Source organism: Nocardia citri (genome assembly GCF_054065835.1).
The window spans coordinates 120,347-140,313 of sequence record NZ_JBSUQM010000008.1 but is presented as its reverse complement, the minus strand read 5'-3'; the positions used below and the strand labels follow the sequence as shown (position 1 = coordinate 140,313).

Genomic DNA, 19,967 nt, shown 5'->3' with positions numbered 1-19,967 from the left:
CGCCTACTGCGCGGCCGCGAATCCGGCGCGGAGATCGGCGAGGATATCGTCGATGCCCTCGATGCCGACGGCGAGGCGAACCAGGCCCGGGGTGACACCCGCCGCCAACTGCTCCTGCGGGGACAGCTGGGAGTGGGTGGTCGAGGCCGGATGGATCACCAGCGAACGCACATCGCCGATATTGGCGACGTGGCTGTGCAGCGTGAGCGCCTCGACGAAGCGCTTACCCGCATCGACCCCACCGGCCAATTCGAAGCCGATCACCGCGCCGACACCCTTGGGCGCGAGGGTGCGGCCGCGCTCGTACCACGGGGAGGACGGCAGCCCGGCGTAGGACACCGTGGTCACCTCCGGACGCACCGCGAGGAAGTCCGCCACCGCCTTCGCGTTCTGCACATGCCGTTCGATCCGCAGGCTCAGCGTCTCCAGGCCCTGGCTGATCAGGAAGGCGTTGAACGGTGAGACGGCCGAGCCGAGATCGCGCAGCAGTTGCACCCTGGCCTTGAGGGCATAGGCGGGAGCGCCGAGGTCGGCGTACACCACACCGTGGTAACTAGGATCCGGCGTGGTGAAGCCCGGGAAGCGGCCGCCGGTCCAATCGAAGGTGCCGCCGTCGACGATCACGCCGGCGATGGCCGCACCGTGACCGCCCAAATACTTTGTCGCCGAATGCACCACGATGTCGGCGCCGTGGGCGAGCGGCTGGATCAGGTACGGCGTCGCGACGGTGTTGTCGAGGATCAGCGGAACGCCTGCGGCATGGGCGATTTCGGCGATGCCGGGAATATCGAAGATGTGATTCTGCGGGTTGGAGACGGTTTCGCCGTACAGCGCCTTGGTATTCGGCCGGATCGCCGCGCGCCACTGGTCCAGATCATCCGGATCGTCGACGAAGCTGACCTCGATGCCCAATTTCGGCAGCGAGTAGCGGAACAGGTTGTAGGTGCCGCCGTACAGCCGCGGGCTGGACACGATGTGATCGCCCGCACCGGCGATATTGAGGATCGCGAAGGTCTCCGCGGCCTGTCCGGATGCCAGCAGCAGCGCAGCGACACCGCCTTCCAATGCCGCGATGCGCTGTTCCACGGCATCTTGAGTCGGGTTCATGATGCGGGTGTAGATATTGCCCGGCTCGGCGAGACCGAACAGCGCCGCCGCATGCGCGGTATCCCGGAACGTGTAGGAGGTGGTCTGGTAGATCGGCAGCGCACGGGCATTGGTGGTGCCGTCCGGCGCCTGTCCGACATGGATCTGCTTGGTTTCGAAGCTCCAGTCGGCGCTCGGGTCGGCCTGGTTCTGGTCGCTGGTGGTCACAGCGACAGACACTAAGTAGCGCCGTGCATGCCGTCGAGAATTACACTCAGCCGGAACCGAACCCGGGCCGCGATCACCGCCGCGGATCATGGTCGCAATCGACTGGGATCCGTTATCGGATACGGCTCCCGTACCCGAATCGACGGAAGCGGACAAGGTGACAGATGCAGTGGGCAACCGCATCGACCGGCGGCGCGAGCGCGGGCACCGATGAACTCGAAAGCCGTTATGACATCGTGATTCCTGATCTATGCGAACCCGCCTGAGCCCGCGCCCGGATAGCATGGATACCACGCGGGATTCCCCCTGCGTCCGGGTAGCCACCGTTTAGCGGACGGTCCAGTGGCAACCCGCACAATGACGCTGCTCGGCGAGTACGAGGCAACAGCGTGGACCTCGGATCTCCGGGCGGCTTCACGTCAGCAAGCCCGTCGACGGGAGGAAAACGATGCCCAAAACCACCAGCAACCAAAGCAAAGCGCAGCGGACGCCGGTACGCGCGGAACTGCACAGTGCCGCGTTCTCCGACCACGCGACCATCCCGGACCGCTACTCCTATGACGGCGGCAATGTGGCCCCTCCGCTGGAGTGGAGTGGTATCCCCGACGACGCCGCAGAGCTCGTCCTGCTGTGCGAGGACGAGGACGCACCGGGCCGACCGTTTACCCACTGGCTGCTGACCGGCATCGCTCCGACCGCGACCAGCATCCGGGCCGAGGCGCCACCGCCCAGGGCCGTCGCGGGTCCCAACGACTTCGGTGAAATAGGCTGGAGCGGTCCGCGCCCGCCGGTCGGCGACGGGCCGCACCGGTACTTCTTCCGTCTCTACGCCCTGGACCAATCGCCCGGATTCACCGAGGACACCACGGCCGACGTGGTCCGCTCCGCCATTACGAATCACGTCATCGCGAGCGGCACCCTGGTCGGCTTGTTCGCCGCCTGATTGTTCAACCGGATTCGCGCGCGGACCCGCCGCCACAGCTGAACCGGTTTGCTTCGATGCTGCCCGGTGCGCGAGATGCCCATGGCGGACAACGGTCTCCTCGATTCGGGTCGCGGCCGCGCTGGCGAATCCGAGTTCGGTGAAGACGCGCACCGTGCGGCGGTGGCGCGGCGGTGTCGGCCGCGTTCGCGCCGTATTGCTCCTGTAGTCACAGATCGTTTTCGAATAGTTCGATGCCGTCGAAGCCCGCGACAACCGTCGTGCCGAGATGCCGCGAGGGTTCTCGACGGGCATACGGTGGCGATGGATCGTCGAGCGGTCCCCGATATCGCCTCGATGCGGACACGGCGGTTCCTAACTCGAGTCGCCACTTGAGTCGCGGTCGAATCCCCCTTACTATGTTCGCATATCAACCATTTGTACGGATTTCGCACGCTTTCCGTATCAACCAACTCGCCCGCGAAATGCGGCTCGGCGGCAGCCGGTGGGGACTGGCCGCGTTATGTATCGACCTCGGCCGGGGCCTGGCCGTTGTTCTGGAGGCGACATCATGAAAACCCCTGCGCCACAAGGCTATCGGAGAGATCCGGCGGATACCCATCCGCCGCTGGACTACCTGGGCTACAAGTCCACCGGCCTGCGTCATCCCACACAGCCGCTGGTGCTCCTACCGCAGCGGCTGACCGAACTCACCGGTCCGGTGCTCGGCGCCGACCGGCTCGCCGATACCGATAACGACCTGACCGCGCAGCACCGCGAAGAACCTCTCGGACAGCGCATCATCGTGCACGGCCGACTGCTCGACGGTGATGGCGAGCCGATTCCGAACTCGCTGATCGAGATCTGGCAGGCCAATGCCGGTGGCCGGTACCGCCATGACCGGGACCGGTGGGACAGCCCGCTGGATCCGAACTTCGACGGTGTCGGGCGCACCCTCACCGACAGCGCGGGCCGCTACGAGTTCACCACGATCAAACCCGGCGCCTATCCGTGGCGCAATCACCACAATGCCTGGCGGCCCGCGCACATCCACTTCTCGCTGTTCGGGCGCGCCTTCACCCAGCGGCTGGTCACCCAGATGTATTTTCCGGACGATCCGTTATTCGGCCAGGACCCCATTTTCAACTCAGTGCCCGAGGCCGCTCGCCCACTGCTGATCAGCCGCTTCGATCTCGAGCGCAGCGAACCCGAGCGGGCGCTGGCCTTCGAATTCGACATCGTATTGCGTGGCCGCGATGCCACGCCTTTCGAGGACGACGAGGACGATGAGTAATCTGCCCACCACGCCTTCGCAGACGGTTGGCCCCTATCTGCACATCGGACTCACCTGGGACGACGGCGCGTACGCCGTACCGATCGGCACGCCGGGGGCGGCGTGGATTCGCGGCCGGGTGTTCGACGGCGGCGGCGCGCCGATCGATGACGCCATGGTCGAGATCTGGCAGGCCGATGCGGATGGGCATTTCGCACATCCGGATGACGGTCGCGGTGTCCGCGAACATTTCCGCGGCTTCGCGCGCAGCGATACCCGAGCGGGCGAATTCGCGGTCTACACCGTCGTTCCCGGCGCGCTGGGCGATGGGCAGTCCCCGCATATCGACGTCTCGGTATTCGCGCGTGGTCTGCTGCATCGAGTGGTCACCCGCATCTACTTCCCCGAGCACGCCGATCAGCACGCGACCGACCCGGTCCTGGCCACGGTACCGCCGCAGCGGCGGGCCACCTTGATCGCCGCGAACGGCCCCGATGGCTATGTTTTCGATGTGCACCTCCAGGGTGCGCACGAGACAGTGTTCTTCGATGCCTGACGGATTGTTCGACAGTGTGCTCGCCGCCGGTCCGGTTGCGGCGCAGGTCGGCGACCTGGCCTGGGTGCAGGCCATGCTCGACTTCGAAGGCGCGCTGGCGGCGGCTTCGGCCGCGGCCGGAGTCATACCGCCCGAGGCCGCTTTTGCGATCCAAAAGTGTTGTGACGCAGCTGATTACGATATCGCCGAGCTCGGCGCGCAGGCGGTCGGCATCGGGAATCCGGCCGGGCCGCTGGTGCGGGTGCTCACGACTCGTGTCGCGAGCGCCGCGGCCGGATATGTGCACCTCGGCGCGACCAGCCAGGACGTGAGCGACACCGCCGCCATGCTGGTGACGTACCGGGCGCTCACCGTCCTCGATGGCGACTTGCGCACGTGCGCGGCACGACTGGCGCACCTCGCCGAAATCCACGCCGATACCGTGCTGGCGGGGCGCAGCCTGCTCCAACAGGGGCCCCCGGTCACCTTCGGCCTCACCACGGCGGGCTGGCTCGCTGGTCTGATCGCGGCCCGGGATCGGCTCGACGACATTCGGCAGTACCGTCTGGCGGTGCAGTTCGGCGGGGCGGTCGGCACGCTGGCGTCCCTGGGCGACAACGGGATCGCCGTCCTCGGCGGACTCGCACGCCACCTCGGCCTGACCGAGCCGGCCCTTCCGTGGCATACCGAACGCGGCCGTATCGCCGAGATCGCCGGGGCGCTCGGCCAGACCTGCGCGGCGGTGGCCAAGATCGCCCGCGATATCACACTGCTGGCGCAGACCGAGGTCGCCGAGGTCTACGAGGAGGGCCCGGCAGGCACGGGCGGCTCCTCGACCATGCCGCACAAACGCAATCCGGTAGCCGCCGTCCTGGCCACCGGATCCGCCGGGCAGGCGCCGGGCTTGGTCGCCGCACTGCTCAGCGTCGCCGCGCACGAACATCAGCGCGCGGCCGGCTCATGGCATGCGGAATGGCGGCCGTACCTCGAATTGCTGCGCACCACCGGTTCCGCGGTGCATTGGCTGCGCGTCAGCCTGGAACGACTTCGCGTCGACCCACCGCGCATGCGTGCCAACCTCGACCTCACCGGCGGCCTTGCGCTCGCGGAAAACGTAGTGACCGAACTGGTTTCGGCATCCAACGGCGAGGTGGGCAGGCATACGGCGGGTGATGCCCTCGCGCGGTGCTGCCAGGCCGCACTCGCCGGTGCGGGCCCACTCGCCGATCTGCTCGCCACCGATCCACTGGTCGGTGCATATCTGGACCGCGAGCGGCTCGACAGACTGCTCGACCCGACGCGCTATCTGGGGTCGGCACGCGAGTTCATCGAACGGGCACTCGAGGCTTGGCAGGACAGATCATGAGCGCCGTCCAGGTGAACTGCCTTATGACCGCTCCGGACCACGGCGAACCGGTCGTGCTGAGCGGATCGCCGGGCAGCGACCTACGGATGTGGGATCCGCGGCTCACCGCTTCGACCACCGCCGGGTACCGAGTGCTGCAGTACCACCATCGCGGTCACAGCGCATCTCCGGTACCCGTGGCATTGAATTGAAGGATGACTCATGAACGAACGAGCAGATAGCGGCATGGCGGTCCGGCGCGAAGTGCTCGGCGACGATCACGTCGACCGCGCCGTCGCCAGGACCACCGAATTCACCAAGCCGTTCCAGGAGTACATCACGGAGTCGGTGTGGGGCTCGATCTGGACCCGTGAGGGCCTGGACCGGCGCACTCGCAGCTGCGTTACCCTTGCGGTGCTCACCGCCCTGGGGCGGCACGAGGAGATCGCGATGCATGTGCGCGCCGCGATCACCAACGGTCTCACTGCCGCCGAGATCGCCGAAGTACTGCTGCACACCGGTGCCTACGCGGGCGTTCCCGCGGCCAATGCGGCCTTCGCGATCGGGCAGCAGGTCCTGGCCGAACTCGGGGACGACACCGCCCTGTAGCACCCTGTCGAGGAGGACGACCATGACGACCGGCGGTACCGACGACGGCGAACAGCGCGGCACCCATTACGTGCAGTCGCTCGAACGCGGCCTCGCGGTCATCAAGGCATTCGACGCCGCGAACCCGCAGCTGACACTTTCCGATGTCGCGCGCCTGACCGGACTCACCCGCGCCGCGGCGCGCCGGTTCCTGCTGACCCTCGCCGATCTCGGCTATGTCCGCACCGACGGCAAACGCTTCTCGCTCACCGCCAAGGTGCTCGAACTGGGCTATTCGTATCTGTCCAGCATGAGCCTGTCCGAGGTGGCGCGGCCGCACCTGGAACAGCTCTGTGCCGATGTACACGACTCCAGTTCGGTATCGGTGTTGGACGGTCCGGATGTCGTCTACGTCGCCCGTGTCGCCGCATCCCGGATCATGACCGTCAGCATCAATATCGGCACCCGCTTTCCGGCCTACGCCACCTCCATGGGCCATGTCCTGTTGGCCGGACTCTCGACGGCCGAACTCGACGCCTATCTGGCGTGTACGCCATTGACCCGGCTGACCGCGAACACCATCATCGATCAGGACGCCTTGCGTGCTGCCCTGGAACAGGTTCGCGCACAGGGCTATTCGATCGTCGACCAGGAATTGGAGGAAGGTCTGCGGTCGGTCGCGGCCCCCATCCGCGATCGGTCGGGCGTGATCGCCGCGATCAATATTTCCACGCACGCCTCCCGCCGCAGCATCGAATCCATTCGGGCCGAACTGATTCCGCGCCTGCAAACCGCCGCCCACCGAATCGAAGCGGATCTCACCGCCGCCAAGCCGATTACGCGACTGGGCTGACCGTCGCCAGATTCTCCATCGCCGCCCGAATCACGGCCAAGAACCACCCCTGAGCCGCCGCCCGACCAGGTGTGCGCCGGGTATATGCCGCCACTTCCACCGGCTCGACCCGCCACGGCAGGGTGAATACGCGCACGGGATGGGTACGTGCCAATACGTGCGCCACCCGTTCGGGCACGATCGCTACCAGCTCACTGTCCTGTACCACATAGGGCAGAGTGGCGAAGCGAGTGACGCGCACGGCGACTCGATCTTCGAGATCGTGCTCGCGCAGCGCCTTGCGGGGGCTGGAATGGCCCGTCACGCCCTCGACGACGATATGCCGCTCGCCGTCGAGGTCGGCACGGGTCGGTGCGTTACCCCGCAGTCGTGGGTGCTGCGCCGCGACCAGTCCGGCATAGCCCTCGGTGAACAGCGGTGTCCGAGTCAACCGGGGTGAGTCGAGGATCGGACTGGCCACGATCGCGTCGACCTCGCCGCGGGCCAGCCGATCGGCCGCGGTATCGACATCGAAGGCCTCGACCTGCAGGGTCACCCGCGGTGCCCGTGCGGCCAGTTCCGCCAGCACCAGCGGTAGCACCGTCACCTCGCCGAGATCGGAGAGTCCGAGCGCGAAGCGGGCCGGTCGGCTCGGGTCGAATTCGGTTGCGGCGCCGAGTGTTTCCTCGACACCGGCGATGGCCGCGCGCAGCGGCGGATACAGCCGCTCGGCCTCCGCACTCGGCACGAGACCACCCGGGCCGCGCACGAAAAGTTCATCGCGCAGCCGCCGCCGCAATTTGGCGAGCCCGTAGCTGACCGTCGGCTGGGTGACCCCGAGCAGGTCCGCGGCGGCTGTGACACTCCTGGTCTCGTACAGCAGCACAAACGTGCGCACCAGGTTCAGATCGAACTCGGCTGCCATAGATCTCCTCTATGTGGATCGTGAAAAATATCAATTGGATTTCTGATTGGCGGTCATCTTAACGTGAGAGTCATCGCAATCAGGGCCCGCTATGACCCGGCCCGAATCCGCAGAAACGAATCATCATGAACAAGCTGTCGTCGTGGCCGGCTGTACTGTGCTGGCTCATCGTCGTGCTCGAGGGCTACGACCTGGTCGTGCTCGGCCTCGTCATTCCCACCCTCATCGAGCACCACCACATCGGATTCACCACGACCATTACCGGCTGGCTCGTCGTCGCCGGATCCGCCTACCCGTGGGGCCTCTACTCTTTCGCCGCGCTGGCGGGCATCGGCGTGCTCGCGATGTCGACGGTGTTCCGGCTGACCCGGTCGACGGAAACAGCCGGCGCCGATCTGGACAGTTCGAAGGGTTTCGCACTATGAGGACTACTCGCACACAAGTCGCCGTTGTCGGAGCCGGGCCCGCGGGTCTGCTGCTCTCACATCTGTTGCACCGCTCCGGAATCGAGTCGGTCGTCATCGATATCCGCACGCGCGAGGAGATCGCGACCACCATTCGCGCGGGCATCCTCGAGGCGGGCTCGGTGCGCATGCTGGTGGATTCCGGCGTCTCCGATCGCGTACTCGTCGAAGGCGACCGGCACGACGGTGTGGTGTTGCGCTTCGACGGTGACAATCACCGGATAGATTTCCGGGAACTGGTCGGCGAATCCGTGTGGCTGTATCCGCAGACCGAGGTGTTCATCGATCTCGCCGACCGCTGTGAGATCGATGGCGGCGATATCCGCTATGGCGTCCGGGATACCGCTGTCTCCACCGATCCGCCGGTGGTGACGTTCACCGAGGCGGACGGTCGCCCGGCCCAGCTGGCGGCCGATCTCATCGTCGGCGCCGACGGTTCCCGTTCGATCTGCCGACGCGCATTTCCGGCGGGGCTGCGTACCGAATGGTTTCGCGAATATCCCTTCGCCTGGTTCGGATTCCTCGCCGAGGCACCACAATCGCATCCGGAACTGATCTACGCGCGCTCCGAATACGGCTTCGCCCTGGTCAGTCAGCGCACCTCGACGATGCAGCGCATGTATTTCCAGTGTGCGCCCACCGAGCGCCCCGAAGACTGGGATGACGAGCGGATATGGGCCGAGATGCGCAAACGCGTCAACGGCAATGGGTTCGAGCTGCAAGAGGGGCCGATCAGCGGGAAGACGGTGCTGCCTTTCCGCTCGTTCGTCACCGCGCCGATGCGCCACGGCAGACTGCTGCTGGCAGGCGATGCCGCCCACACCGTTCCCCCGACCGGCGCCAAGGGCCTGAACCTCGCGCTCGCGGACGTGCGCGTGCTGCACGAGGTCATCGAGGAATACTTCACCCGAGGCTCTGAAGAATCATTGCGGCGCTATACCGACCGCGCACTCGATCGGGTGTGGAAGGCACAGCATTTCTCCTATTGGGTGACGACCCTGCTGCACTCGATCGACGGTGCGTCCCCCTTCGATCTGGAAAGACAACGCGGGGAACTGGCGATGCTCACCGGATCCCAGCGCGGCGCGGCGTACTTTGCCGAGGGGTACACCGGAATTCGAAGCCCGTCATAGACACAGCTGGACGTGGCCGCCGAACGCGACTTCGGTTTCGTCCGACTGCAGCAACTCGCGCTCGAGCACCTGATCGGCTGAGGCATACGTCCGTCGGACCGCGGCACGCTCGTCGCCGCGGCCGAGGGCTGCCGCGTATTCGATTCGGCGGTCATCAGAAAGGCCACCGACCGATCAGCCGACGTCGCGACGCAGCCACGTCACCTCGGCGCCGGATTCGGTGCCCCAGCGGTAGATCTCGAGATCCTCGTCCCATGCGGTACCCAGGGCATGGTCGAGTTCGATAGCCAGGTCATAGCCGGTGTAGTTGCCGAGTTCCCGGTTGGCCTGCAGCATGGCGCGCAGTCGCATTTCACCGATCGTGACATCGCCGTTGGCGGAGGTGGAGCCGTGCCAGAGGCCGAGGGTCGGCACGAAGCTGTAGCGTTCGCCGTCGACGCCGTCGCTGGGGTCCTCGGTGACCTCGAAGCGCAGCACCGGCCAGGACCGCAAGGATCGGGCAATCCGCGATGCGGTGCCGACCGGACCGATCCAATCGGTGGTCGCACGGAGCTGACCGTCGGCGGGTTGTGCGGTCCAGCGCAATTTCGCGGGTGAGCCGAGAGCCGAGGTGAGTGCCCATTCGATATGCGGGCACAGCGCAGCCGGCGATGAGTGGATATAGACCACACCCGCCGTCGCGTCCGCGAACTGACTCGATGCGCGCACCACTGACACCTCCAGATTCGACGAGAAACGTCTTCCCCAACGATCCGTCGCTCTGGCGTTGCCCGAGTGTACTGGAGTGCCCCGAGTTACACGTGTTACTTCGGAGGCGTGTCCAACCTGTTACTTCGGAACCGCGTTCCGAGCGAGCGTCACCTCGGCGATCACCGCATCGGAAAAGGCGGGCCATGCCTCCCGTGCCCAGTCGCCGAAATTCTCGTCGCTCAAAGCGATACTCGCCACCCCTAATTCGGGATCGACCCACAGAAATGTGCCGGACTGCCCGAAATGGCCATAGGTACCTGCGGAATTGGATCCACCGGTCCAGTGCGGTGATTTCGAGTCGCGTATCTCGAATCCGAGTCCCCAGTCGTTGGGACGCTGCGATCCGTAACCGGGCAGCACACCGTTGAGTCCGGGAAACTCGACCGTGGTCGCCTCGGCGTGGGTCTGCGCCGAAATCAGCTGGGGATCCAGCAGTTCCGCGCCGAAGCGCACCAGATCCGCTGCGGTGGAACGGGCCGCGTGTCCGGCTGGGCCGGCCAGCACCGAGGCCGTCATGCCGAGTGGCTCGAATACGGCCTCGCGCAGGTACTCCGGGAACGCGATCCCGGTCTGTTCCGCGACGAACGCCGCGAGGATTTCGAAACCGGCGCTGGAGTAGATGCGTCGAATACCGGGCGCGGCGATCACCTCGGTGGTATCGAAGGCGATGCCGGAAGTGTGCGCCAGCAGATGCCGGACGGTAGCTCCCGGTGGGCCGACGGGCTGATCGAGTTCGATCGCACCTTCCTCCACCGCAACGAGGACCGCATAGGCGACCAGCGGCTTGGTCACCGAGGCGAGCGGAAATACCCGCCCGGCATCACCCGCCGTTCGCGCCCCGTCCCGGGTGACGACACCCACCGCCGCATGCCGAACCGGCCAGTCCTTGATCTGCTCGAATGCACGCACGAATTGAGCGTACGAGACGCCCATTCCTGGCATGCTCGCACCGCCCTGAAGAGAATGGCAGGGACACGGCATTTCCGCTCGGCACGCCGGTTCGTACGAACTGATTACCGATCGCGACCGGGCTCACCGAGCAGTAACCCGGCGGATTACCAGTCGGCCTCGGTGTACTTGATGATGCCGCGAATGTTCTTGCCGTCCAGCATGTCCTGGTAGCCCTCGTTGACCTGCTCCAGGGAGTACTGACGGGTCACCATATCGTCGAGGTTCAGCTGGCCCGACTTGTACAGCGACAGCAGATGCGGCGCGTCCTGGCGGGCGTTGCCACCGCCGAAGATGCAGCCCTTGACGGTCTTCTGCAGCATGGACAGCAGGAAGCTGTTCAACTTGACGTCGTTGTCGTCCATGCGGCCCATGGAGGTGACGACCAGGGTGCCCGCCTTCGCGGTGAGGATGAGGCCCTCTTCGATGTATTCGCCGCGCATCTCACCCATGGTCAGGATGACCTTCTGGGCCATCCGGCCCGCTGTGGCCTCCATCAGCGGCATGATGGCAACGGCCATGCTCTCGTAGGTGTGTGTCGCACCGAACTTCTCCGCCTGCTCGCGCTTCCACGGATTCGGGTCGATGGCAACGACTTTGGACGCGCCGGAGAGCACCGCGCCCTGCAGCGCGCTCATGCCGACACCGCCGATTCCCGCGATCACCACGGTCTCGCCCGGCGTGACCTGGGCGACGCGGGTGGCGGAACCGAAGCCGGTGGGGACGCCACAGCCGACGAGGCAGGCGACCTCGAACGGAATGCTCGGGTCGATCTTGACAACTGAGGTGTGGTGCACCGTCATATACGGCGCGAAGGTGCCCAGCAGGCACATCGGGATGACATTCGCACCGCGCGCCCGGACGCGGTAGGTGCCGTCGCTGATGGCCTGACCCATCAGCAGGCCCGCGCCCAGATCACACAGCGCCATATTGCCGCTCACACACGCCGGACAGCGACCGCAGGCCGGGATGAACGACAGGATCACGTGGTCGCCGACCTGCAGATCGGCGGGGCAGTTCGGTCCGAGCTCGGTGATCACCCCCGCCCCCTCGTGGCCGCCCATGACGGGGAATGCCGGCATCGGTGTCGCACCGGTCACGATGTGGTGATCCGAGTGGCACAAACCGGCGGTTTCCATCCGGATCTTGACCTCACCGGCTATCGGATCGCCGACCTCGATCTCCTCCACCGACCACGGCCGCTCGATCCCCCACAGGATCGCGCCTTTCGTCTTCATTCCTGTCGACCTCTCGCGTGCACGGGCTTGCATGTGATTGCACTCACACTACGAGATAACTGGAACGCGTTCTAGTGTCGGATCGAAAATTGGGATTCCGACAGACGACACCGGTCCATTCACTCCATCAAACGATGCGCCCGCTCGAAGAGCTCCAGCGCGACGGCATGCAGGAAGTCACCGACCTGCTCGGGCGCCTTCCCGGCGAATGCGCGAGCGTACGTGCCCTCCAGCACAATTCCCAGCTTGAAGCAGGCGAGCACGGTGTACCAGGTGACATTGCTCAGATCGCGATCGGAGAACTTGCCATAGTGCTCGATCATCTGCGCCGGCGTCGGCAGACCGCCGACGGCACCGAGCTTGCCGATCAGCGCCGCGCCGGCGGTACCGGGTTCCGGACGGGTCGCGATCTGCCAGCCGAGATCGAGCAGCGGGTCGCCGATGGTCGACATCTCCCAGTCCACCATGGCGGCAACCTCCGGGCCGTCGTAGGAGAACATCATGTTGGCCAGGTGGCAGTCACCGTGCAGGATGCCGGGCGTCCACTGCGCGGGCCGATTCCGATCCAGCCACTCCCCGACCTGCTGCACACCGGGAATCTCGGGGCCCGGATAGCCCGCATTGGCCGAATAGGACTCGAGCTCGCCGAGCCAGCGCGGTACCTGACGTTCCAGGAACCCCTCCGGTCTGCCGTAGTCCCGCAGGCCGAGCGATTGGTAGTCGAGCGAGCCGAGGCCGGCGATGGCCTCCACCGCGGACAGGCCCATCTGCCTGCGGATCTCCGGATCGCCCGCGTGTAGCTGCGGCATTTCGTTCTGCGGATTGAATCCGGTAATGGGCTCCATCAGGTAGAACGCCGCACCGAGGACGGATTCGTCCGGACAGGCGGCGATCACCGTGGGCGCGCGCACGCCGGTTCCGTCGAGCGCGCCGAGCAGCCGGGCCTCGCGACGGATGACGTCATTGCTCTTGGCGCGCAGATGTTTCGGCCCGCGGCGCAGCACATAGTGCCGGCCGCCGCGCGCGAAGCGCAACATGATGTTCTGCGTACCACCGCCGAGCGCGGTCACCTGCTCGAACTCGCCGGCCGGCAGGCCCTGCTCATCCATCCAGTTACCGACGACGGCAAAGTCGACGGCTCCCGCGCCTCCCCGAGCCTCTGGCCGATCGGTGGGCACCACACCAGTCCCGTCGCGGACCGGCGGTTCAGCGGGTTGCTCGCTTCTGGACGTACCCGATGAGTCACCCATGTTCTCTCCAAATCAGTTGTCGCCTGAGAGCATGAATACCTACAGCCATCACGATCTCACTTCGGCGCAGCGCTGCGGCCATAGTAGGGCGCGGGCACGCGGCACACCCGACTGAAGGCACATGACCACAATTGTCCACGACCGGCGCGGCGTAGGGTTCGGTACACGATGCGCACGCTCTTGATCGACAACTACGACTCGTTCACCTACAACCTGTATCAACTGATCAGCGAGGTGAACGGGGAAGAACCCACGGTCGTGCGCAATGACGAGGTCGACGATGTGGCGAGCCTGCTGCTGGAGCGCTTCGACAATGTCGTCATATCCCCCGGGCCGGGTCGCCCGGATGTCGGCCGGGATATCGGCATCTCGGCCGCGGTGATCCGGGAGACGGAGTTGCCGCTGCTCGGTGTCTGTCTCGGACATCAGGCCCTCGTCGTCGCGGCGGGCGGCATCGTGACGACCGCACCCATCGCGCGGCACGGCTATCTCGATCACATCGAGCACGATGGCGACGAGCTGTTCGCCGGGCTGCCCGAGGGTTTCACCGCGGTGCGATACCACTCGCTGTGCGCCCAGCGGCCGCTGCCGGACAGCCTCGAGATCACCGCCGTCGCGGCCGACGGGGTGATCATGGGTGTGCGCCACCGGAGCAGACCGCAGTGGGGGGTGCAGTTCCATCCCGAATCGATTGCCAGCGAGTACGGTGCGGCATTGCTCGGAAATTTCGCGAAAATTACTGCGGGCCAACGGATTCGGTCCAGCATCATCGCACCGTTCGAGCATGCCGAGCCGCTGACGGGCAGACACGAGTTCCGCGAATCCCGGCGCTCCTGGCAGCTACGGCATTCGGTGATCGAGCGGGCGATCGATACCGAAGCCGCGTTCGTCCGGCTATACGGCAACTCCCCCACCGCATTCTGGCTCGACAGCGAACATGTCGAACCGGGACTGGATCGGTTCTCCTTCCTCGGCGATGCGAGCGGGCCGCTGGCTGAGGTGATCCGCTACCGGGTCGGGGAGAACACCGTGACGGTGGAATCCTCGGACGGGAATCGGCGGACCGTACCCGGCGGAATTCTCGACTATCTCGCCGGGCAGCTGCACCTGAGACATACCGAACTACCCGATCTGCCTTTCGATTTCGCATGCGGGTACATCGGATACCTGGGCTATGAGGTGAAGGCCGATTGCGGCGCTGATGCCGCGCATCGCGCCGCGACACCGGACGCGCAGTGGATCTTCGCCGATCGAATCGTAGTGGTGGACCATGTCGGCGGGCGCACCCATCTGCTCGCTCTCACCGATCCCACCCCGGAGGCCCTTCGGGCGGGCGCGGATTGGTTGCGCGACACCCGCGAGATCCTGGATTCCCTACCGACATGGGCGAATCCGCCGATGCTCCAGGTGCCCTCGGATACCGCTGCCGTCGCACCGCTGTTCAACCGCGGGCGGGAGCGGTATCTCGCCGATATCGCGATCTGTCAGGAGCGGCTGCATGCGGGCGAGTCCTACGAAATCTGCATAACCGATACCGCGTCCATGACGGCCGCCGAATCGGACGGTCTCGATTTCTATCGCACCCTGCGCCGTTGCAATCCCGCACCGTACGCGGCGTATCTGCGCTTCGACGATCTCGAAATCGCCTGCTCCTCACCGGAACGCTTCCTCAAGGTCGACCGCGCCCGCATGGTCGAGAGCAAGCCGATCAAGGGCACCGCACCGCGCGGGGCCACGGCCGCCGAGGACGAACGTTTGCGCCGCGAACTGGCCGACAGTCCGAAGACCAGGGCCGAGAATCTGATGATCGTCGACCTGTTGCGCAACGACCTGGGGCGGGTCTGTCAGATCGGCAGTGTGCACGTGCCGAAATTGATGGCCACCGAAACGTATACGACCATGCACCAATTGGTTTCCACCGTGCGCGGCACACTGCGACCGAATGTCGATGTGATCGATTGTCTGCGTGCGTGTTTCCCGGGCGGCTCGATGACCGGGGCACCCAAGTTGCGGACCATGGAGATCATCGACGAACTGGAAACCGAAGCGCGCGGTATCTACTCGGGCACCATTGGCTTTCTCGGCCTGGCGGGCACCGCCGACCTCAATATCGTCATCCGCACCGCGGTCCGCCACGACGGCCACTGGCGCATCGGCGCGGGCGGCGCCATCGTCCTCGACTCGGACCCCGAGGACGAATACCACGAAACCCTCCTCAAGGCCACCGCCACCCATCGCGCCGCACGCCACTGAGCCCGGCTATTTGCGCCCGCGACGTTTCGGGGGGTCGGGGGGCGCGGGCGGTTGCACGGGTTTACCGGTGATGCGGCCGAAGAGGGAGAAGCCCGGAAGTTTGGCGAGGGCGGAGAAGAGGTCCTCACCGAGGCTGATCATTGCCTCCAGGCGGGGCAGGAGTCGGTCGTAGGCGGCGAAAGCCGGATCCGCCAGCGCCAAAGTGCGGTCCAGCCGATCGATGGTCGAGTTGAGCCGGTCGATGGCGATCAAGAGGCTCTCGATCAGATCCGGAAGTTGCGCCGCCAGCTGCGCCGAGGCCGGTGGCAGGCGCACCGCCGCATCGAAGGCCTGACCAGCCGTGACTTGTGCGGCCTCCAATGCCTGACTCGCTGCCGACTGTGCCGCCTCGACCGCCGATTGCGCGGCCGACAGAATATCGCCGGGACCCGGCACGCGCCCACCCGGCACCTTCGGAGTCGAGGCCCTGCGGCCCGCTCCCTTCGGGGAAGTCATCCCTCCACTCTGCCGCACCCGCGGCTGTTCCGATCGGATATCACCGACCGACCGGTGTGTGTCGCGATCCACCGGTGTCGGTCAGCGCTCGCTCGCATCGCCGAAGATTTGGACCGCCGGATTCGGCGTGTCGGTAGTTCGTGGCATAGTTCGAGCACGATGAAACTCAGTAAAGGGGCCAATGCGGCGGTGCCGACTTCCCTTCTTGCCGTGGTTATTTCATGGCAATCGGGGCATTCGGTGGATGCGCACGCGCTGTTGCTGGCAGCGGCGGGAACGGTGCGCACGGATCGGGATCTGGTGTTCTTCAATGCGCCCCGCCATATGTCGCAGGCGGTGACGCTCGATCAGGAGCCCGCACCGAACACCGCGCGACTGAGCGTATCGCTACCGCGCACCGAATCGGATGTGACCCGGATCGTGGTCGCGGGCTCGCTCGAGGATGGCAGCTTCGGCGACATCACGGGTCTGACCCTCACCATCGAGGCCGCGCAGGGGCCGATTGCCCAGTTCGAGATCACCGATTCCGATGCGGTGTCGGCCATGATGTTCGGCGAGTTCTACCGCCGCGAAGGCCAGTGGCGCTTCCGCGCGATCGGCCAGGGTTGGGCCAGTGGACTCCCCGGCCTCGTCACCGAATTCGGTGTCACCATCGACGACCCCGCCGACCACAGCTCGCGCGCACCAGCCCGGATACCCACTCTCCCAGTGCGGCAATGTGTCTCGGCCGCTAACGGGACCGGCACTGCCCTGGCGGGTCCCGAGCAAATCGACCCCGCACCCTGGAACCAGGACAGCCCTCGACCCGACCGGAACGCGCGGCAGCATCATCCGGTCGAGGCAGCTGCCGCAGCGACGACACTCGGGTCACCCCGGGCAGATCACGCCACCCGGCCGCCGGACCGATCCTCCAGGCGCACCGATACGGACGAACCACCCGTCCGGCCACGACCGGGCCGGCCGGTCGACCTCCAACGCCAGTGGCACGAGGTCGAGCCGCCGACACCACCACCACCGAATCCCCAACGCGCGCAATGGCATTCGGATCCACAGGATCCCTCACGAATGCGGTGGTGGGATGGGACCGAATGGACCGGCGCCACCTACGATCGCCGCCCGCCGGGCCCGCGCGGCTGTCAGCGGTGCGGAAATCCACTGCGCCGCAAGCTGTTCGGCGGCATCGCGCGGTGTCAGAGCTGCGCGCGAGACATCGAGGAATTCCTGACGCACTGGCATACCCAGGCCTGGCGGGCGCTGACCGCGGCCGGTCCGCGTGGCACGCAATGGGATGCGCTGTGGGCGTCGTTGCGGTATCAGCGAATTGACGAGGGTCTGGGCCGGGCGGCGCTGCGCGAGGTAGCGCTCACCTATGTCGAGCGACTGGTCGCCTTCGCATTCGCGGATGGCGAGATCGAGCAGTCCGAGTTCGAGGCGTTCGAGTACGCGATCGAGGAGTTGGCACTCAACGGACCGCTGGTCGAGGATCTGCGCAGACGAATGTATCGCGGCCGCACGCTGTCGCGATTGCGTGGCGGGGAGCTGCCGGTGGTCCGTACGCCCGGCCTGCATCTGGATCCGGAGGAGAAGGTGCATGTCGATGTGCCCGCCGTGCACGTGCGCCAGCTCGCCAGGGGACCGAAGCTCACCGACGGCAGGCTGATCGCCAGCAATAAGAAACTGCGCTTCGTCGGCGCCGATACCGGCACCGAATTGCCGTGGAACCGGGTGGTTTCGGTACATATCGAGCAGCGTTCGGTGGTCGTCGCGGCAACCTCGGCACGCGGTGGCGCCACCTTCGATGTCGACGATCCGGATTACGTCGCGGCCGCACTGGAAGGTGCCCTGCGCGTCGCCAAACGCCTGGTCCTCACGCCCGGCCAACGCGATACCCGCAGCATCCCCCAGGAGGTCAAGGCCGAGGTGTGGCAACGCGACGGCGGTAAATGCGTCGAATGCGGCGACGGTCACTACCTCGAATTCGACCACATCATCCCGCTCAGTCGCGGTGGCGCGACGAGTGCCACCAACCTGCAGATACTGTGCCGTGCCTGCAACCGTGCCAAAGGTGCCCGGATCTGATCCGAATCGCCGATTCCGCCCGGCCTGCGCGCCGAAACACCGATGTGGCGAAAAATACCTATGCGAACCAGCACGTTGAGCGGCCCGGTGTGTCGCCGTAGCGTGCGATACCGAACAGCGTCGTGTGGGAGGATCAATGCAGGTAGCGGTGATCGGCGGAACCGGGGTACTGGGGGCCGCGGTGGTACGGGAGTTGAGCGCACGCGGACAGCAGGTCCGGGTGGTGAGCCGAACCGCCCCGGCGGATCGCACACTGGAGCACCGGTCCGCGGATCTGGCCACCGGTTCCGGTCTGGAATCCGCGCTCGACGGCTGCGATACCGTCGTAGACGCGGTGAGCGCCCGCAGCCGGACCCGATCGGTCATGGTGGATGGCGTACGCCGACTGCTGGCCGCCGAAAAGCAGGCGGGCATCGGCCACCACGTCGAGATCTCCATCGTCGGTTGCGATCTCGTACCCTTCGCCTACTACCACACGAAGGTGCACCAGGAACAGGTGGTGACCACCGGCGCGATTCCCTGGACACTTTTGCGCGCCAGCCAATTCCACGAACTCGTCACCGAAATCCTCGCCGCCGCAGCGCGCTGGCGGATCGCGCCGCGCTCGACCGCGAAGGTACAGCCGATCGACGTCGACGCCGTCGCGACACGACTGGCCGACGCGGTCGAACACGGCCCGGCCGGGCGCATCCCGGATATCGCCGGACCCACCGTGCACACGCTCACCGAACTGGCCGATATCTACCGCGAACACACCGGCCGCAAGCTGCTGCCGCTCCCTCTACCCACTCCGGGTCGCGCCGGCCGTGCCCTCCGGTCCGGCGCCCTCTGCCTGAACGGAAACGGCGACGCGATCGGCATCGGCTACGCCGATTGGCTGTCCCACCGACTCAATCGCTGACCAACCCGGCCGTGCGCCCCAGATCGGCGAGCATCGCATCGAACAGGATCTCCGGTTTCGACAGGGGGATCGGATAATTCCCGAACACCTCGAGCGTGACGTGCCCGTAGAGCCGAGCCCAGATCTGGATCATCAGATACGTCACGCCGAGATCGAGCTTTTCGGCCGGAAACTTCTGCCCGGACTCGGAAAGCGCTGCCAGCAGTTCGGTTTGGAACAGCACGAGGTCATCGCGCAACTCCGCCGGAATCACATCGGTCGGCGGCGTCACGACATCGTAGGTGGCCAGCAGCCGACCGGCGGCCGCGAGGAAGATCCGCCCGAAGGGTTCGTCGAATCGGCGCAGCATACGCGCGCGGTCCGCGCCGGGCGAGGCGAACACCAGGGTGAATTCCCTCGTGTGCGCCAGCGCCCAGCGCCGGAATCCCTTACAGATGGCGAAGAACTGCACCGCCCCATCGTCGGGCAACGTAGCGATCTGCTCGGACAGCTCGGCCGCGAGGTCCGCGCAGAACTCCATGCGCAGACTCTCCAACAGGTCCTCGCGCGAGTTGTAATACCGATACAGCGCGGGCGCGGTAATGCCGAGTTCGCGCGCGATGGCTCGCAGCGTGAGCGCGTCGGGACCGTGCTCGACCAGCAGTGCGCGGGCCACCCGGCGGATATCCGCATCCGAGACCACCGGCGCCCGTCCCCGTGGTTTGGCGCTGTTCATAGCGGAA

At 66.0% G+C, this 19,967-nt stretch carries 20 protein-coding genes; 12 read left to right on the top strand and 8 right to left on the bottom strand.

The genetic code is table 11. From position 1 onward, the window contains the following. Nucleotides 1-3: 3 nt before the first annotated feature. Complete coding sequence (locus tag ACW2Q0_RS14840; protein WP_457190331.1) at nucleotides 4-1,314, bottom strand: bifunctional o-acetylhomoserine/o-acetylserine sulfhydrylase; 1,311 nt, start codon at nucleotides 1,312-1,314, stop codon at nucleotides 4-6. A gap of 448 nt (nucleotides 1,315-1,762) precedes the next feature. On the opposite strand from ACW2Q0_RS14840, the gene ACW2Q0_RS14835 reads away from it, so the two are divergent. From ACW2Q0_RS14835 to ACW2Q0_RS14805, 7 genes are all read left to right on the top strand, one after another. Continuing rightward, nucleotides 1,763-2,257, top strand: coding sequence for a YbhB/YbcL family Raf kinase inhibitor-like protein (locus tag ACW2Q0_RS14835; RefSeq protein WP_457190329.1), 495 nt, complete (start codon nucleotides 1,763-1,765; stop codon nucleotides 2,255-2,257). 550 nt (nucleotides 2,258-2,807) lie between these two features. Then, nucleotides 2,808-3,530 carry a protocatechuate 3,4-dioxygenase subunit beta gene (pcaH, locus tag ACW2Q0_RS14830; RefSeq protein WP_457190327.1) on the top strand — a complete coding sequence of 241 codons (723 nt, stop codon included), beginning with the start codon at nucleotides 2,808-2,810 and terminating at the stop codon, nucleotides 3,528-3,530. Further along, nucleotides 3,523-4,065: a protocatechuate 3,4-dioxygenase subunit alpha gene (pcaG, locus tag ACW2Q0_RS14825; RefSeq protein WP_457190325.1), complete on the top strand. Its 543-nt coding sequence runs from the start codon at nucleotides 3,523-3,525 to the stop codon at nucleotides 4,063-4,065. Before pcaH ends, pcaG begins: the two co-directional genes overlap by 8 nt. Continuing rightward, a complete protein-coding gene (pcaB, locus tag ACW2Q0_RS14820; protein ID WP_457190323.1) occupies nucleotides 4,058-5,410 on the top strand; it encodes a 3-carboxy-cis,cis-muconate cycloisomerase in 1,353 nt (450 codons plus the stop codon). Before pcaG ends, pcaB begins: the two co-directional genes overlap by 8 nt. Continuing rightward, the gene (locus ACW2Q0_RS14815; RefSeq protein WP_457190321.1) at nucleotides 5,407-5,601 is read left to right on the top strand and encodes a hypothetical protein; all 195 of its coding nucleotides are present in this window, start codon (nucleotides 5,407-5,409) and stop codon (nucleotides 5,599-5,601) included. The genes pcaB and ACW2Q0_RS14815 overlap by 4 nt, the downstream gene beginning before the upstream one ends. Nucleotides 5,602-5,611: 10 nt before the next feature. Then, nucleotides 5,612-5,998: a 4-carboxymuconolactone decarboxylase gene (pcaC, locus tag ACW2Q0_RS14810; RefSeq protein ID WP_457190319.1), complete on the top strand. Its 387-nt coding sequence runs from the start codon at nucleotides 5,612-5,614 to the stop codon at nucleotides 5,996-5,998. A gap of 22 nt (nucleotides 5,999-6,020) precedes the next feature. Beyond that, complete coding sequence (locus ACW2Q0_RS14805; RefSeq protein WP_457190316.1) at nucleotides 6,021-6,830, top strand: IclR family transcriptional regulator domain-containing protein; 810 nt, start codon at nucleotides 6,021-6,023, stop codon at nucleotides 6,828-6,830. Here ACW2Q0_RS14805 and ACW2Q0_RS14800 read toward each other — a convergent pair. After that, the gene (locus tag ACW2Q0_RS14800) at nucleotides 6,814-7,734 is read right to left on the bottom strand and encodes a LysR family transcriptional regulator (protein ID WP_457190314.1); all 921 of its coding nucleotides are present in this window, start codon (nucleotides 7,732-7,734) and stop codon (nucleotides 6,814-6,816) included. The genes ACW2Q0_RS14805 and ACW2Q0_RS14800 overlap by 17 nt on opposite strands. Before the next feature lie 125 nt (nucleotides 7,735-7,859). Here ACW2Q0_RS14800 and ACW2Q0_RS14795 point away from each other — a divergent pair, with 125 nt between their 5' ends. Both ACW2Q0_RS14795 and ACW2Q0_RS14790 read left to right on the top strand, forming a co-directional pair. Further along, nucleotides 7,860-8,159, top strand: a complete 300-nt coding sequence (locus tag ACW2Q0_RS14795) for a hypothetical protein (RefSeq protein WP_457190312.1) — start codon at nucleotides 7,860-7,862, stop codon at nucleotides 8,157-8,159. Continuing rightward, nucleotides 8,156-9,331, top strand: a complete 1,176-nt coding sequence (locus ACW2Q0_RS14790; RefSeq protein ID WP_457190310.1) for a 4-hydroxybenzoate 3-monooxygenase — start codon at nucleotides 8,156-8,158, stop codon at nucleotides 9,329-9,331. Before ACW2Q0_RS14795 ends, ACW2Q0_RS14790 begins: the two co-directional genes overlap by 4 nt. A gap of 174 nt (nucleotides 9,332-9,505) precedes the next feature. Here ACW2Q0_RS14790 and ACW2Q0_RS14785 read toward each other — a convergent pair whose 3' ends face one another. The 4 genes from ACW2Q0_RS14785 to ACW2Q0_RS14770 all read right to left on the bottom strand — a co-directional run bounded on the left by ACW2Q0_RS14785 (nucleotide 9,506) and on the right by ACW2Q0_RS14770 (nucleotide 13,376). Next, nucleotides 9,506-10,039: a DUF3145 domain-containing protein gene (locus ACW2Q0_RS14785; protein ID WP_457190308.1), complete on the bottom strand. Its 534-nt coding sequence runs from the start codon at nucleotides 10,037-10,039 to the stop codon at nucleotides 9,506-9,508. Nucleotides 10,040-10,159: 120 nt separating this feature from the next. Then, nucleotides 10,160-10,990, bottom strand: coding sequence for a serine hydrolase domain-containing protein (locus tag ACW2Q0_RS14780; protein WP_457190553.1), 831 nt, complete (start codon nucleotides 10,988-10,990; stop codon nucleotides 10,160-10,162). Between the two features lie 146 nt (nucleotides 10,991-11,136). Then, entirely contained in the window at nucleotides 11,137-12,267 is a 1,131-nt protein-coding gene (locus tag ACW2Q0_RS14775; protein ID WP_457190306.1) for an NDMA-dependent alcohol dehydrogenase, read from the bottom strand. 119 nt (nucleotides 12,268-12,386) lie between these two features. Continuing rightward, on the bottom strand, nucleotides 12,387-13,376 hold the full coding sequence (locus ACW2Q0_RS14770) for a phosphotransferase family protein (protein WP_457190304.1): 990 nt from the start codon (nucleotides 13,374-13,376) through the stop codon (nucleotides 12,387-12,389). A gap of 309 nt (nucleotides 13,377-13,685) precedes the next feature. On the opposite strand from ACW2Q0_RS14770, the gene pabB reads away from it, so the two are divergent. Continuing rightward, nucleotides 13,686-15,770 (top strand): aminodeoxychorismate synthase component I, encoded by a 2,085-nt coding sequence (gene pabB, locus ACW2Q0_RS14765; RefSeq protein ID WP_457190302.1) that lies wholly within the window; start codon nucleotides 13,686-13,688, stop codon nucleotides 15,768-15,770. 6 nt (nucleotides 15,771-15,776) lie between these two features. On the opposite strand, the gene ACW2Q0_RS14760 is transcribed toward pabB, so the two are convergent. After that, complete coding sequence (locus ACW2Q0_RS14760; protein ID WP_457190300.1) at nucleotides 15,777-16,265, bottom strand: hypothetical protein; 489 nt, start codon at nucleotides 16,263-16,265, stop codon at nucleotides 15,777-15,779. Between the two features lie 159 nt (nucleotides 16,266-16,424). Here ACW2Q0_RS14760 and ACW2Q0_RS14755 point away from each other — a divergent pair, with 159 nt between their 5' ends. Both ACW2Q0_RS14755 and ACW2Q0_RS14750 read left to right on the top strand, forming a co-directional pair. Continuing rightward, nucleotides 16,425-18,344, top strand: coding sequence for a TerD family protein (locus ACW2Q0_RS14755; RefSeq protein WP_457190298.1), 1,920 nt, complete (start codon nucleotides 16,425-16,427; stop codon nucleotides 18,342-18,344). Nucleotides 18,345-18,480: 136 nt separating this feature from the next. After that, nucleotides 18,481-19,245, top strand: coding sequence for an SDR family oxidoreductase (locus ACW2Q0_RS14750; protein WP_457190296.1), 765 nt, complete (start codon nucleotides 18,481-18,483; stop codon nucleotides 19,243-19,245). Here ACW2Q0_RS14750 and ACW2Q0_RS14745 read toward each other — a convergent pair. After that, on the bottom strand, nucleotides 19,235-19,960 hold the full coding sequence (locus ACW2Q0_RS14745; protein ID WP_457190294.1) for a TetR/AcrR family transcriptional regulator: 726 nt from the start codon (nucleotides 19,958-19,960) through the stop codon (nucleotides 19,235-19,237). The genes ACW2Q0_RS14750 and ACW2Q0_RS14745 overlap by 11 nt on opposite strands. Nucleotides 19,961-19,967 lie beyond the last annotated feature (7 nt).